Annotated in this window: 10 protein-coding genes; 5 read left to right on the forward strand and 5 right to left on the reverse strand. The window is 70.4% G+C overall.

Going from position 1 to position 13,036, the window contains the following annotated elements:
* Positions 1–7: 7 nt before the first annotated feature.
* On the reverse strand, positions 8–871 hold the full coding sequence (locus CY658_RS00445) for a glycosyltransferase family 25 protein (protein WP_180838811.1): 864 nt from the start codon (positions 869–871) through the stop codon (positions 8–10).
* Positions 872–918: 47 nt separating this feature from the next.
* Here CY658_RS00445 and CY658_RS00450 point away from each other — a divergent pair, with 47 nt between their 5' ends.
* The gene (locus tag CY658_RS00450; RefSeq protein WP_257884821.1) at positions 919–2,661 is read left to right on the forward strand and encodes a glycosyltransferase family 2 protein; all 1,743 of its coding nucleotides are present in this window, start codon (positions 919–921) and stop codon (positions 2,659–2,661) included.
* Here CY658_RS00450 and CY658_RS00455 read toward each other — a convergent pair.
* From CY658_RS00455 to CY658_RS00470, 4 genes are all read right to left on the reverse strand, one after another.
* Complete coding sequence (locus tag CY658_RS00455; RefSeq protein ID WP_101488394.1) at positions 2,619–3,398, reverse strand: hypothetical protein; 780 nt, start codon at positions 3,396–3,398, stop codon at positions 2,619–2,621. The two genes, CY658_RS00450 and CY658_RS00455, sit on opposite strands and share 43 nt — an antisense overlap.
* A gap of 6 nt (positions 3,399–3,404) precedes the next feature.
* On the reverse strand, positions 3,405–5,393 hold the full coding sequence (locus CY658_RS00460; protein WP_257884585.1) for a hybrid sensor histidine kinase/response regulator: 1,989 nt from the start codon (positions 5,391–5,393) through the stop codon (positions 3,405–3,407).
* Positions 5,390–6,400 carry an ABC transporter substrate binding protein gene (locus CY658_RS00465; RefSeq protein ID WP_257884586.1) on the reverse strand — a complete coding sequence of 337 codons (1,011 nt, stop codon included), beginning with the start codon at positions 6,398–6,400 and terminating at the stop codon, positions 5,390–5,392. Before CY658_RS00465 ends, CY658_RS00460 begins: the two co-directional genes overlap by 4 nt.
* 227 nt (positions 6,401–6,627) lie before the next feature.
* A complete protein-coding gene (locus tag CY658_RS00470; RefSeq protein WP_101490150.1) occupies positions 6,628–8,532 on the reverse strand; it encodes an ATP-binding response regulator in 1,905 nt (634 codons plus the stop codon).
* Between the two features lie 164 nt (positions 8,533–8,696).
* On the opposite strand from CY658_RS00470, the gene phnD (CY658_RS00475) reads away from it, so the two are divergent.
* The 4 genes from phnD (CY658_RS00475) (at position 8,697) to tssK (ending at position 13,013) form a co-directional block, all read left to right on the forward strand.
* Positions 8,697–9,737 carry a phosphate/phosphite/phosphonate ABC transporter substrate-binding protein gene (phnD, locus tag CY658_RS00475; protein WP_101488396.1) on the forward strand — a complete coding sequence of 347 codons (1,041 nt, stop codon included), beginning with the start codon at positions 8,697–8,699 and terminating at the stop codon, positions 9,735–9,737.
* 11 nt (positions 9,738–9,748) lie between these two features.
* On the forward strand, positions 9,749–10,762 hold the full coding sequence (gene phnD / locus CY658_RS00480) for a phosphate/phosphite/phosphonate ABC transporter substrate-binding protein (RefSeq protein WP_101490151.1): 1,014 nt from the start codon (positions 9,749–9,751) through the stop codon (positions 10,760–10,762).
* A gap of 263 nt (positions 10,763–11,025) precedes the next feature.
* Positions 11,026–11,403 carry a DUF2628 domain-containing protein gene (locus CY658_RS00485; RefSeq protein ID WP_180838812.1) on the forward strand — a complete coding sequence of 126 codons (378 nt, stop codon included), beginning with the start codon at positions 11,026–11,028 and terminating at the stop codon, positions 11,401–11,403.
* A 278-nt stretch (positions 11,404–11,681) separates the two neighbouring features.
* Positions 11,682–13,013: a type VI secretion system baseplate subunit TssK gene (gene tssK, locus CY658_RS00490; RefSeq protein WP_062481388.1), complete on the forward strand. Its 1,332-nt coding sequence runs from the start codon at positions 11,682–11,684 to the stop codon at positions 13,011–13,013.
* The last annotated feature ends 23 nt before the right edge of the window (positions 13,014–13,036 follow it).

Genomic DNA, 13,036 nt, shown 5'->3' on the forward strand with positions numbered 1-13,036 from the left:
CGGCGTGTCAGCGCGGCGCGTGATCGCGGGCCGTGAGCACGAAGAGCTGCGCCATCAGGTCCGCGAGCAGCTGCAGCTGCGGGTCGTCGGTGAGCGGTGCGTGCCGCCACGGTGCGACCTGCGCATCGAGGCCGTCGAGCGGACCGGCGAAGAACAAGCGCCGCAGCGCGCCCCCCAGCACATCGTGCGCCGCCGATTCCGCAGGACTGCCGAGGGTGCTGTCGGCATGGCTGCCCCATGCCGGCGTGGCGAGGAAGGGCGAGAGCACCGTGCCTTGCAGGCGGCCGTCGCGCAGGAAGCTGCCCAGCGTCAGGTCGTACGGTTGCAACGGCCCGCTCGCGAGCGCCTCCTCCAGCAACGCGGGCAGCACGCGCAGGCCCTTCGGTGTCACGAGGTAGGCGACCGCGCCCCAGTTGTAGAGCGTGCGCGCGTCGAGGAAGTCGATGCCTGTCAGCGCGTGACGCGGCGCATCGCTTCCTTGCGGCAGACGTCGTTGCAGGCTGTGCCAGAGCGCGAGCAGGTGCTGCGTCGAGGTCACGGGCTGGCATTCGAGAAACGCGATGTCGCAGCCCTCGGCGTCGAGCTGCGCGAGCGCGCCGCTGCGCAGCACGGCCGGCAAAGCCTCGCTGAGCTGCGCGTCGTCTTCGAGCACCAGCAGCGCCTCGCCGGGGTTCGCGCGGGTGAGGGCTTCGGTGTGCGAGAGGAAGCAGGCGCGCTCGCCGGGCGTGATCGGCGCGCTGCCGGGCGCGAGCGTTTGCGCATCGATGGCGGCCAGGCGCCGGACACCCGTCAGCCCGAGCCGCTGCAACTGCGCGTCCATCGCGGCGCGGCGATCGGTGCTTCGCTCGAGGTTGATGTAGCAGCCTTGCATGGGCATCTCCGGTGCTTCATCGCTGAAGGAGCGATGCAGTGAACAGCATGACGTCGGGCGACCAGGAGAATGACACGGGCCGCCCTTGGCTCAGCGTCGTGCTCCCTTTCTACCGCAAGCTGGCCGAGTTCAAGCGTGTGCTGCCGATGAATGCCGGGTATTGGGCGCGACCGGGCATCGAGGTCGTGCTCGCGCTCGACGAGCCCGGCGAGGAAGCCGGCGTGCTGGCGCTGATCGAACGCATTCCGCAGATCCGCTGGAAGGTGCTCGTGAACGACATCGCGCACGCATGGCGTCCGCCGTGCAAGGCCATCAACGCCGGTGTGCGCTGCAGCGCGGGGCGCTTCGTGCTGGTCCATTCGCCGGAGTCCGCCTATGTGGGCGATGCGCCGGCCCTGCTGCTGCAAGCGGCGATGGGGCATGCGCGCGGCGTGGCGGTGGGCCGCGTCGGCTTCGCGCGCTTCGATGAACTCACGGACACGCTCGACGCCGCCTTCGCGCGCGAGGTGCCGCCCGAGCTGCTGCTGCAGACCTTCTACGGTTCGCTGTGCTGCGCGCGAGAGGCCTTCGATGCGGTGCACGGCTACGACGAATCGTTCGAGGAGTGGGGCGGCGACGACGACAACCTGCGCGTGCGTCTCGAGATGGCGGGCTGGCAGCTGCTGGCCTGTCCGGGCGCGCACCTGCTGCACCTGTCGGACGAAACACGCACGGGCGGCGAGCAGTTCGACCGCGACGTCGACTGGATCAGAAGTACGCCGCATGAGGCGCGCGCGGGCAATGCCGAATGGGGCCGCGACTTCCATCGCATTGCGCGCGACGACGGCACCAGCACATGGCCCGCCGAAGCCCCGACCTGGCTGGCCAACGCACCCGTGGTGCCGATGGGATCGCGCCGCCAGTGCGAGGTTTGCGCGCGCCTGCTGCACCACGAAGCCAGCGCCTTCTATTGCCCGTCGTGCGCGAACCCGCCGATCGCGCCGCGTCTCACGTCGCGGCTGCGCATCGTCTGCGTGCTGCAGGTGCGCAACGAAGCGCGCTACCTGCCCGGATGCCTCGACCACCTGCGCGGCCACGTGGACGGCATCGTCGCGCTCGACGACGGCTCGACCGATGGCACCGCCGAGATCCTGCGGCGTGATCCGATGCTGCTGGAGCTGCTGTCGAACCCGCCGCGCGACGACGGCGCGCACGTCTGGCACGAGAACGAGAACAAGCGCCGCCTGCTCGAAGCCGCACGTCGCCATGGTGCTGGCTGGGTGCTGGTGTGCGATGCCGACGAGCGCTACGAACAGCTGTTCCTGCGTCACCTGCATGCCACTGTCGATTCGCTGCCTGACCACCAGCTCGCGAGCCTGTCGCTCGTGTCCTGCGAGCTCTGGAACTCGGCCGATGCCTGGCGCATCGACGGCCCGTGGGGACGCAAGTCGCGCGCGCGGCTGTTCCGGCTGCCGCAGCAGATCGCGTTTGAACTGAGTTCGGAACTGCACGGTACGTGGCTGCCCGACGATGCGCAGCGCCACGGCCCGATGTTCTACAGCCGCTACCGGCTCTACCACCTGAAGAGCATCCGGCACGCGGACCGCGTGGCGCGGCGCGACCTGTACACGCGGCTCGATCCGGCGCGACAGTTCCAGGCCATCGGCTACGACTACCTTGCGGAAGAAGGACCGCGCCTGCAGCTGATGCGCATCGCGCCCGACCGTGACTACGACCGCAACACCTTGCCGCCCGACCTGCAGCCGGCTCAGCCGCCCAACCCCAGCGTTCTCGCGAAGTCGCCGCGGTAGGTGCGCAGGCCCTGGTGCGACAGCTGCGAGCGCGTGTCGACGTGCACGCGTCCGCCGATCGACTGCCAGCGGCGGCAGAAGCCGTAGTCCTCGCTGAGGTAGCGCCCGTTGCCCGGTTCGGCGAACACGTCGAAGAAGCGGTAGTGCGGCCGCGCAGCGACGGCCGGGTCGTCCATGCGGTCGGGCGTGTAGCGCAGCTCGGGCAGCGCCTGCGCCATCTGCTCGAGCACATGGCGCGCGATCAGCATGAAGCCGGTGGGCGCATCGAGCACTTCGAGAAAGCCGTCGGCGTCGACACGCGCGGCCGCGTCATTCACATTGACCGGAAACGCCGCATGCAGCGCCTCGAAGTCCGCGCGCGTGGCGCCGGCCGGCAGCGGTGCGCGCAGGCCGCCGTCGGGCCAACCGTCGCTCTTGTGCGGGTACACGCCGGCCACCACGTCGCGCCCCGCGCCCAGCAGCCGCAGCGCGGCCTCGGGCTCGAAGCCGATGTCGGCGTCGATCCAGAACAGGTGCGTCCAGCGCGTGTCGGCCAGGAACTCGGCGGCCAGCCGGTTGCGGGCGCGCGTGACGAGGCTGTCGCCGTCGAGAAAGCGCGTCTGCATCGCGAAGCCGTGGGTCCACGCGAGGTTGACGAGGCCGAGCAGGCTGCGCACGCACTCGGTGCCGACCGCGCCGCTGTGGCAGGGCGTGGCGACGAAGGGGCGGATGTCTTTCAGGTCGATGGCAGTGGGCATGCAGGTTCAGGCGCCGGGCGCGTGGCGTCGCGTGGTGAGCAGTGCGCGCAGCTTGGCTGGCGCCACCGGTTTGGTCAACAGCGTCACGCCGCCGTGGCGCAGCCGCTGCAGCACCTCGGGCCCGGTGGCGCCCGAGACCAGCACGGCGAGCGCATCGGGCTGCAGGCGGCGGGCGGCATCGATCACCTCCACGCCGTCGGCGTCGCCGGCCAGTTGCAGGTCGCACAGCACGGCGTCGTAGACGATGTCGCCGGTGCCCAGCCGCGCCAGCGCTTCGGCGCCGGTGGTGACGCATTCGACCTCGCAGCCCCATTGCGTGAGCAGCGCGTGCGTGCCGTCGAGGATGGCGGGGTCGTCGTCCACCACGAGGCAGCGCAGGCCCGCGAGCGGCGCGAGTGCGACCGGTGCGGGCTCGGGCGGCGCGAGGTCGGCCTTGCGCGCAGGGGGCAGCGTGAACGCGAAGGTGCTGCCGGCCTGCAATGCCGAGCGCACGGTGATGCGGGTGCCGAGCAGCGTGGCGATGCGCGCGCAGATCGCCAGGCCCAGACCGAAGCCGCGGCGGCGGTCGCGCTCGGTGTTGGCCACCTGGTAGAACTCTTCGAAGATGCGGCCCTGGTGGATGGGCGCGATGCCCACGCCGTTGTCGCGCACCTCGATGCGCACGCCGGCCCGGCTGCGCCGCGCGGCCACCAGCACGGTGCCGCCCTCGGGCGCGTGGCGCAGCGCGTTGGCCACCAGGTTGCCGACGATGCGCTGCACCATCGCCGCGTCGCTGCGCACCGCCAGTCCGCGGTCGCGCCAGTGCAACCGTACCTGCGCGGCACTGGCGGCGGGGGCGTGCTGCGCATCGAGCTGATCGAACAGCGCGGCCAGCGAGACGCGGGTGATGGCGGGCGTGAGCACCTGCGCGTCGAGCCGCGAAATTTCGAGCAGGTCGTCGAGCAGCACGCCCATGAAGCCGGTGCTCTCCTGCAGCCGCAGCACGGCGGGGCGCTGCGCGTCGGTGGCGCTGGGCAGCAGGCCGTCGATGAAGAGGCCCATGGCATGCAGCGGCTGGCGCAGGTCGTGGCTCGCGGCGGCCAGGAAGCGCGCGCGCGACAGCGCGGCCTGCTCGGCCTCGGCCATGCGCTGCAGCGCGACGGCGGTGGCGTTGCGCACGCGTTCTTCGCTGACCTGGCGGTTGTATTGCAGGCGCTCGGCGAGGCGGTCGATGTCGTGCGCGAGCACGGCCAGCTCGTGCGTGCCGCGCGTGCCGCCTTCGACCACGCCGCAGCGCACCTCGAAGTGCCCGGCCTCCAGCGCCGCCACCGTGCGCGACACGCGCCGCAGCGGCCGCGCCACGGTGCGTGCCATGTGGCGCACCGACGCCCAGGCCGCCAGCAACGCGACCAGCGCAATGCCGATGCCGGCGATGAGCGAGCGGCTGCGCTCGTGCGTGTAGGCGGTGGTGTCGCGGAAGGTCTGCACCAGCCCGATGGGCGTGTCGCCTGCGGTGGTGGAGCCGGCTGGCGCGAAGGCGCTGGCGCGCGAGGCTTCGCGCAAGGTGACGGGCGCGCTGAACATGCGCAGCTGCGCGAGCGATTCGTTCTTCGGCCCGGCCGTGACGTACACGCCCGCGCTGTTGCTGATTTCGACGCGCGTCACCTGTCCGCCGCGCAGTGCCGCCGAGGCCACGTTCTGCAGCGCCGGCAGGTCGCCCGCATAAAGGCTCAGGTCGGACATCGCCGCCACCTGCCTGGCGACCGCCTGGCCCTCGGCATCGAAGGCGGCTTCGAGCGTCTGCAGCCGGTTGTGCGTGAACCAGCCGGTGAGCGCCAGCGCCACCGCCGCGCAGGGCACGACGCCCAGGCGGAACAGGTCGCGCTGCAGGTTGCCGCGCACGACGAGCGACGTGGTGGCCGGTGGCGGGGGAGGCGGTGACGATTCGGTCGCCGTGGCCGCTCCCGCCGCCGTCGGGTGGGACAGCGGGCTCGGGGGGACCGGCGTGGTGCTCATCGCGGGGCTGCGAGTCGTTCGGTGAGCTCCCGTTCCTCCGGCGGACGCAGGCCGAGCCCGCGTGCCACGGTCGCGTTGATGCGCACGGTGGCCGGCGTGGCCGCCTCCACCAGCGGACCGCTGTTGCCGGCGGCGCTGGCGCTGGCCATCTTCTGCCCGAGCTGGCGCGCCTGCTGGGCCAGCTGGCCGGGCGTGGAGACCGCCGCCGCCAGGCCGCCCGAGCGCACCAGCCCCTCGCTGGCGCCGAACACCGGCAGGCCCGCGCTGGCGCCGGCACGCAGCACCGAGAGCGTGGCGGCCTGGCTGTCGCCGATCAGGTCGGGCAGCACCATGAGGGCATCGCTGCGCGGCACGAGGGCGCGCAGCGCGGCGGCCAGCGAACGGGCGTCGGGCGCGATCTCGACCTGCAGGTCCCAGGGCGGGTTGGCGTTCTGCGCGGCGCGCTGCAGCTCGCGCACCAGCGGTTCGGATTCGGGCGTCGCGATGACGCCCAGGCGGCGCTTCTGCGGCAGCACGGCGTTCACCAGCGCGAGCTGGTCGGCCATGGCCGGGTCGCGCAGCAGCACGCCCACGCGCCGGTCGCCGCGCCGCAGGGCGGCCGGGCTGGCGGCCTTCAGGGTCTCGTAGTCGAGCCGGCTCAGCATCGCGAGCACCAGCGGCTCCGCACTGGGACGCTCGAGGGCGGCGCGCGCGGCGGCGGTGCCCACTGCGACGGTGAGGCCCGCATCGCCGGCGGTGCGCAGGCTGCGCGTGCGCACGCCGGTGTTGGCCGCAGGCTCGGTGTCGGTGCTGACGGGCTCCGCAGCCGTGGCGCCGGGCCCGATGCGCACGAGTTCGAATTTGCCGGCGGCCGACTGGTCAGTGCGCAGTTGCTGCACGAACTCCGCCGACGCGGCCTGGTCGTCGCCGACGAGCACCGTCAGCGTGGCCGCCGATGCAACGCGCGGCGCGGCGGCAAAGCACAGCACGAGGCCGCAGGCCAGCAGGGCGTGGACAGCGCGGTGCACTCTTCCGAAGAAAAGCGGAATGGGGAGGTTCTCAGCGACGGACATGGACTGCTTTGTGCAGCGAGGGGCAATGGTCCAATGTAAGGACGCGCCCTGTTTCCCGCGATAAGGCGGAGGGCTTATGCCCGCATGCGCGACGGCCTGCGCGTGTGAGGAAGATCACACCGCAGCGGCTGCTTGGTCTATGTCCGACGCACTACCCGGCGCCTACCGGGAAGGTACCTCTGTCAGAGGCCTGCGGCCATCGTCAGCGCGGCGGCGCGCTGTGCCTGGATCGCCTGGCGCAGCACGCGCGGCGACACCGGCTTGTAGAGCACGGCGATGCCGGCGGCGGCCACCTCGCGCAGGCGGTCGGGCTTGGTCTCGCCGGTCACCAGCAGGCGCGCGGTGCCGGGGCCGATGCCGTTGGGGTGGCGCTCGAGCGCGGCGATCACATCGAGGCCGTTGTCGCCGCCCTGCAGCAGCAGGTCGCTCACCACCACGTCGGGCGGCGTGTCCCAGCCGTCGGCCAGCGCCAGCGCCTCGGCCCGCGTCTGCGCGGCCAGCACCGTGGCGCCCCAGTTGCCGAGCACCACGCTCAGGCCTTCGAGGATCGTGCGCTCGTCGTCGATCACGAGGATGCGCAGGTCTGCGAGGCTGTCGCTGTTGTCGTCGACGGTTGTGGCGAGCGTGGGCGTCGGTGCCACCGCCGCCGGCAGCGCAGCGGGCGCGGCGCGCACCTGCACGCGCACGCAGGTGCCCTTGTGCAGGCGCGAGCTGAGTTCGACGCGCGTGTTCAGCAGCTCGGCCAGCCGCTGCACCGTGGCCAGCCCCAGGCCCATGCCGCGCGCGCCGCCGGGCACGTTGCTGCGGCTGGCCGGCTCGACCTGGTAGAACTCTTCGAACACCCGCGCCTGGTGCTGCGCGGCAATGCCCACGCCGGTGTCGACCACGTCGATGCGCACGCCCTTGCCGCGTGCGCGCGCACCGATCAGCACGCCGCCCTCGACCGTGTGGCGCAGCGAGTTCGACACCAGGTTGTTCAGGATGCGCGAGAGCATCACGTAGTCGCAGCGCACCCACAGCTCGGTCTTGCGCACCACCAGCCGCAGGCCCTGCTGCTCGGCCACGGGGCGGAAGTTGCGGCTGATCTCGTCGAACAGGCGGTCGAGCGGAAAGTCGGCCCACTGCGGCTGCAGCACGCCGGCGTCGAGCTGCGACAGGTTGAGCAGTTCCGAGAACAGCCGGTCGAGTGAATCGACGCACTCGCGGATGTGGCCGATGCGCTGCAGTTTCACCGGGTCGGTCTCGCCGTTGGCCAGCCCGTCGGAGAACAGCGTGAGCGCATGCAGCGGCTGGCGCAGGTCGTGGCTGGCGGCGGCCAGCAGCCGCGTCTTGGCCTGGCTGGCCACTTCGAGCAGCTGGTTCTTGCGCGCCAGCTCGGCCGTGGCCTCGTTGATGCGGCTTTGCAGCAGCCGGTGGCTCTCGGCGAGCGCGCGCGCCGCCTGGTTGAAGCCGTGCTGCAGGTGGCGCACCTCCGAGGTGCCTTCGATGGCCACGCTCGCGGCCTCGCCCGCGCCGAGCCGATCGACCGCCTCGCCCAGTGCGCGGATCGGCTCGCTGATGCGCCGTGCCGCCCACCAGCCCGCCAGCCCCACGCCCAGCAGGCTCACGGCCAGCACCAGCGCCACGTTGAGCCACACCGCGCGGCGCGCGCTGCGCACCGCATCGAGGCCGATCTCGACCATCACCTTGCCGGTGTGCCGGCCGTCGTCGCTGACGATCGGCACCACCACCTGCAGGCCCTCGCCGCGGCGGCGGTCGACGGTTTCGGAGTTGGCGACGATCTCGCCGTCTTCGGTCCAGATCTGCACCTGCTGCACGTGCGGCTGGTAGGTGCCTGTCTGCGCGGTGCGCGCCAGCGCGCGGCGGTCCATGCGCGACAGCGGCGCCTGCGCCACCGTGGCCACCTGCAGGGCGACGGTCTGCGCGTTGGCGCGCATCAGCTCGGTCAGGTTGCCCAGGTGCTGGCGCGTGAGCACCGCAATGGCCACCAGCGTGGCGGCCGTGGCCGGCAGCAGCGCCAGCAGGATCAACTGCTGGGCGAAGGTGAGGCGGGCCAGCCCGCGCAGGAGGCGGAAGTTCCAGTTCATGAAGGCCTTGAGCACATGGGGGGCGAGCTTAGGGCCGTGGCCTCGAACAGGGAAGACCGGAAAAACATCACGAGAAAGACTCGCATTTGGGATGTAATGGCGTCCGCGTCGCCCATGTCAGACCCCGCCGGCTCGCCGCGGGCCCCGTGTCTTCCGCTCCTCCCATGCACGCCTTCTTGCGTCGTTTCGGCAATTTCCTCGACACCGGCCGCCGTGCCGCCCTGGCCCTGGCCGTGGGGCTGTTGCCGCTGCTGGCGGCCGCGCAGGCCCCTCCGGCGGCGGACGCGCCCGTGCGCTTCGGCATCCTGCCGCTGGGCGGTGCCTTCGAGTCGCGCAGCGACTGGGACCCGTTGCTGGCCGAACTCAGCCGCGCCATCCAGCGGCCGGTGAGCGTGCTCTCGGTCAATTCGTACGAAGCGCTGGAGCAGGCCATCCAGCGCGGCGAAGTCGACATGGCGTTCCTCTCGGGAAAGATGGCGCTCGATGCCGTCACCCAGCAGCGCATGAAGGTCGTGGCCCAGGTCGTGCGGCACGACGGCCTGCCCGGCTACCGCGGGCTGCTGCTCGCGCGCAAGGCGCCGCCCTTCAACACCTTGAAGGAACTGATCGACCAGCCCGAGCGCTGGCGCATCGCGCGCGGCGAGCGGCAGTCGGTGTCGGGCTTCATCGTGCCGCAGCTGCAGTTCTTCTTGCCGAACCACATCGTCATGGAGACGCGCTTCCTCAGCGAGGCCGTCGGCACCCACCAGGCCAACGCACTGGCCGTGGCCAACAACGAGGCCGACGTGGCCACCAACAACTCGGCCGATTTCGAGCGCTTCAAGCTGCGTTTTCCGGCCGAGGCGCAGCGGCTGCAGGTGCTGTGGGAGTCGGAGCTGATTCCGCACGCGCAGATCGTCGTGCGCCGCGAATACCCGCCCGAGCTGCGTCTGCGCGTGCAGGCTTTTCTGGTCGCCTACGGCCGCGGCAAGGGACCGCGCGGCGACGCCGAGCGCGTGGTGCTCAAGTCGCTGCACGACCTCGCGGGTTTTGTCGCCGCCAACAACACGTCGCTGCTGCCCGCCGCCAAGCTGGCTTATCAGCTCGCGCTGCAGAACGCGAAGAGCGCTCAGTGGGTCAACGATGCGGCGCGGCAGGCGCGGCTGCAGCGGCTGGAGAACGGCTACGCCGACCAGCTTGCCGTGCTGAAGGATGTGAGCCCTTGAACCGCCGCACCATGCTCGCGCTGGCCGTGTCGTCGCTGATGGCGCCGTGGCCGGCGGGCGCGCAGCCGGCGCCCTCCGCAAAGGGCACGCCGGCGATCAAGGAAGTGCGCTTCGGCGTGCTGCCGCTGGGCGGCACTGTCGAGTCGCGCGCGCTGTGGACACCGCTCATGGCCGACATGAGCCGCGCGCTGGGCCTGCCCGTCAGTGCGTACTCGGTGCCGTCGTACGAAGAGCTCGACCGTGCCATCGGCCGCGACGAGATCGACATGGCTTTTCTCTCCGCCAAGATGGCGCTCGACGCCGTCATGCAGCGGCGCATGAAGGTGGTGGCGCAGATCGCGCGGCGCGACGGCATGCCCGAGCACCGCGCCGTGCTGCTCGCGCGCAAAGTCGGGCCACTCAACACGCTCGAAGGCCTGCTGGCCCAGCCCGAACGCTGGCGGCTCGCACGCGGCGACAGCCGATCGGTCACCGGCTTCGTCGTGCCGCAGAGCCAGCTTTTTTTGCCGAACCAGATCGAGATGGAAACGCGCTTTCGCAGCGAGTTCGTCGGCACGCACCAGGCCACCGCACTGGCCGTGGCGAATGGCGACGCCGATGTCGCCACCAACAACACCACCGACTTCGAGCGCTTCCGCGATCAGTTCCCGGTCGAGGCCGCGCGGCTGCAGGTGATCTGGGAATCAGAGCCGCCGCCTGGCGCACCGATGGTGGTGCGGCGCGATTACCCGCCGGAGTTCCAGGCGAAGCTGCAGGCCTTTCTGGTCGGCTATGGCAAAGGCAAAGGGACGCGTGCGGACGCCGAGCGTGAAGTGTTGAAGGATCTGCGCGCAGCGTACGGGTATGTCGCGGCGGACGACAGTGCGCTGTTGCCGGAAGCCAAGCTCGAGTACCAGCTGGGTCGGCAGCGGGCGCTGTCGGCCGCGTGGGTCAACGATGCGGCGCGCGAGCAGCGGTTGCAGCGGATCGAGAAGGCGTATGCGGCGCAGGTGGAGGCGCTGAAGGCGTCGAGCGCATCCCGCTGAGGCACGGCCAGCGCAGGCCGTGCCCATGACAAATCGCTCGCTTTACGCGGGTTTCTGAACACAGGTCGCGGCGGGCGACCATTGTTGTCAATGCAAACGCGTGGTGGCTTCCACACTGCGCGACCTCTTTCCGTGTGAAGGCTGCTGCTGTCGAAGGCGTTCTTGCGAACGGCTTTGTACGTTGCCCGCTTCTCGCCGGAGAGAGGATGGGGCGAGAGCCCACATCTGACAACAACGATCTCTATCGGGAAGGCAGTTATGCAATGAAGACCTACAAGATATTCAAGGACCCCCTCGGCAGTGTGCAGGCCATCAAGGACGGATGGAGTTGGCCAGCTTTTTTCTTCGGGGCCTTTTGGGCTCTCTACCACCGCATGTGGTGGGTGGGACTGGGCTTTCTGGGCGTGGTGACGCTCATCGTCTTCGCAGAAGACGCCATCGGAACGGAGGCTGCGAGTGGGGTGATCAATGTGTTCTCTCTCATCGTGTCAGTGGGGTTCGGCATCGGTGGCAACGCCTTGCGCGTGGGACAACAGATTCGCAAGGGCTACGAGGAGATCGCGGTGGTGCAAGCCGCCAATGTAGAGATGGCGTTGATTCAGGGGCGTGCGACGGCGGCAACGAAACCCGGGATGCGCTGAAAAGCACAGCCTCCAATCCAGAGGCCGCGCTGTCGATCCACGAGCGCGTTCTCGAAGCCGGGACGCCTCTGGCCCGCGCGCTTCGCGGCTGACCAGACCGCGGAGAAAGCCAACCCGGTTGGCTTTCTCCGAATTTCTGTCTACTCCCTTCGCCGTACCTCGCATCCGCCACCTAGGCCATTAGCTAGGCCTTAAGGCGGATTTGCCTCCCGCCCCCCGCGCCGGAAACTTCGTGTTTCTTCTTACTTCCCGGCACCCTTGCCGTAGACGGAGTGCGGATGAGTTGGCGAACCAAAGTGGTCTGGAGCGAGGGGATGCTGTTGCAGCCTCAGCACCTGCAGCAAAGCGAGCGGCATGCCGATCATGCGCGGCATGTGCTGTTGCGCACCACCACGCCCTACGCCTGGGGATTCGCCGAAGTCGAGATCGACGCGGCGGCGCTCACGCTGGGCAAGCTGGCGCTGGTGCGGGCGGTGGGCATCTTCGGCGATGGCACGGTGTTCGACATGCCGGCGGTCGATCCGTTGCCCGAGCCCATCGACATTCCCGCGTCCATGCGCGACGAAGCCGTGGTGCTTGCGCTGCCGCTGCGCCGCGCCGGAGCGCGCGAAGCGGACGCTGAAGAATACGAAGAGCTGGTGCGCCACCGCGTGCTGGAGTCGGACGTGCCCGACTCCAACACGGCCGGCGAGCGCACCGCGATGCTGCAACTGGGCCAGCTCCACACGCGCCTGATGCGTGCCAGCGAAGCCACCGACGCCTGGGCCACGCTGGGCGTGGCCCGCGTGGTCGAGCGCCGGGTCGACAACCAGGTGCAGCTTGATCGCGCGATGCTGCCGCCGCTGCTCGACGTGGCCGGCCATGCGGTGATCCGTGCCTGGCTCGATGAGCTGCTGGGCCTGCTGCGCCAGCGCGGCGAGGCGCTGGCCGGGCGCATGACCCAAGGGGGCACGGGCGGCGTGGCCGAGATCGCCGACTTCATGCTGCTGCAGGCCGTGAACCGCAACGAGGCCATCTTTGCGCACCTGGCCAAGAGCGCGATGCTGCACCCGCAGCATTTCTTCGAGCACGCGCTCGGGCTGGCCGGTGACCTCGCGAGTTTTCGCGACACGCGCCGCGTGGCGCGCTTCGGGCCCTACATCCACGACGACCTGGCGCTGAGCTTCCGTCCGGTCATGGACGACCTGCGCCGCAGCCTGTCGATGGTGTTCGAGCAGTCGGCGATCCGCATCGACCTGCACGACCGCAAGCACGGCGTGCGCGTGGCGGTGGTGACCGATGTGGAGCTTCAGCGCAAGGCGACTTTCGTGCTCGCGGTGAGCGCGAACATGCCGAGCGAGGCGCTGCGCGCGCGCTTCCCCACGCAGGTGAAGATCGGGCCGGTCGAGCGCATCCGCGACCTCGTGAACCTCGCGCTGCCGGGCGTCACGCTGACACCGATGCCGGTGGCGCCGCGCCAGATTCCCTTCCACACGGGCGCCAACTACTTCGAACTCGAAACGCGCAACAGCGACCTGTGGCGCCAGCTCGAGCAATCGGGCGGCATCGCGATGCACATCGCGGGCGATTTCCCCGGCCTCGACCTCGCGTTCTGGGCCATTCGTTCCTAGCCGCCGCCGGCTGACGGAAACGG

The organism is Variovorax sp. RO1 (genome assembly GCF_002849325.1).
Classification (GTDB): Bacteria; Pseudomonadota; Gammaproteobacteria; order Burkholderiales; family Burkholderiaceae_C; genus Variovorax.

Coding starts and splice junctions, on each gene's coding strand:
- phnD (WP_101488396.1), top strand. CDS start 8,697: ATGCACGCCTTCTTGCGTCGTTTCGGCAATTTCCTCGACACCGGCCGC.
- tssK (WP_062481388.1), top strand. CDS start 11,682: ATGAGTTGGCGAACCAAAGTGGTCTGGAGCGAGGGGATGCTGTTGCAG.
- phnD (WP_101490151.1), top strand. CDS start 9,749: ATGCTCGCGCTGGCCGTGTCGTCGCTGATGGCGCCGTGGCCGGCGGGC.
- CY658_RS00445 (WP_180838811.1), bottom strand. CDS start 871: ATGCAAGGCTGCTACATCAACCTCGAGCGAAGCACCGATCGCCGCGCC.
- CY658_RS00485 (WP_180838812.1), top strand. CDS start 11,026: ATGAAGACCTACAAGATATTCAAGGACCCCCTCGGCAGTGTGCAGGCC.
- CY658_RS00455 (WP_101488394.1), bottom strand. CDS start 3,398: ATGCCCACTGCCATCGACCTGAAAGACATCCGCCCCTTCGTCGCCACG.
- CY658_RS00450 (WP_257884821.1), top strand. CDS start 919: ATGACGTCGGGCGACCAGGAGAATGACACGGGCCGCCCTTGGCTCAGC.
- CY658_RS00470 (WP_101490150.1), bottom strand. CDS start 8,532: ATGAACTGGAACTTCCGCCTCCTGCGCGGGCTGGCCCGCCTCACCTTC.
- CY658_RS00460 (WP_257884585.1), bottom strand. CDS start 5,393: ATGAGCACCACGCCGGTCCCCCCGAGCCCGCTGTCCCACCCGACGGCG.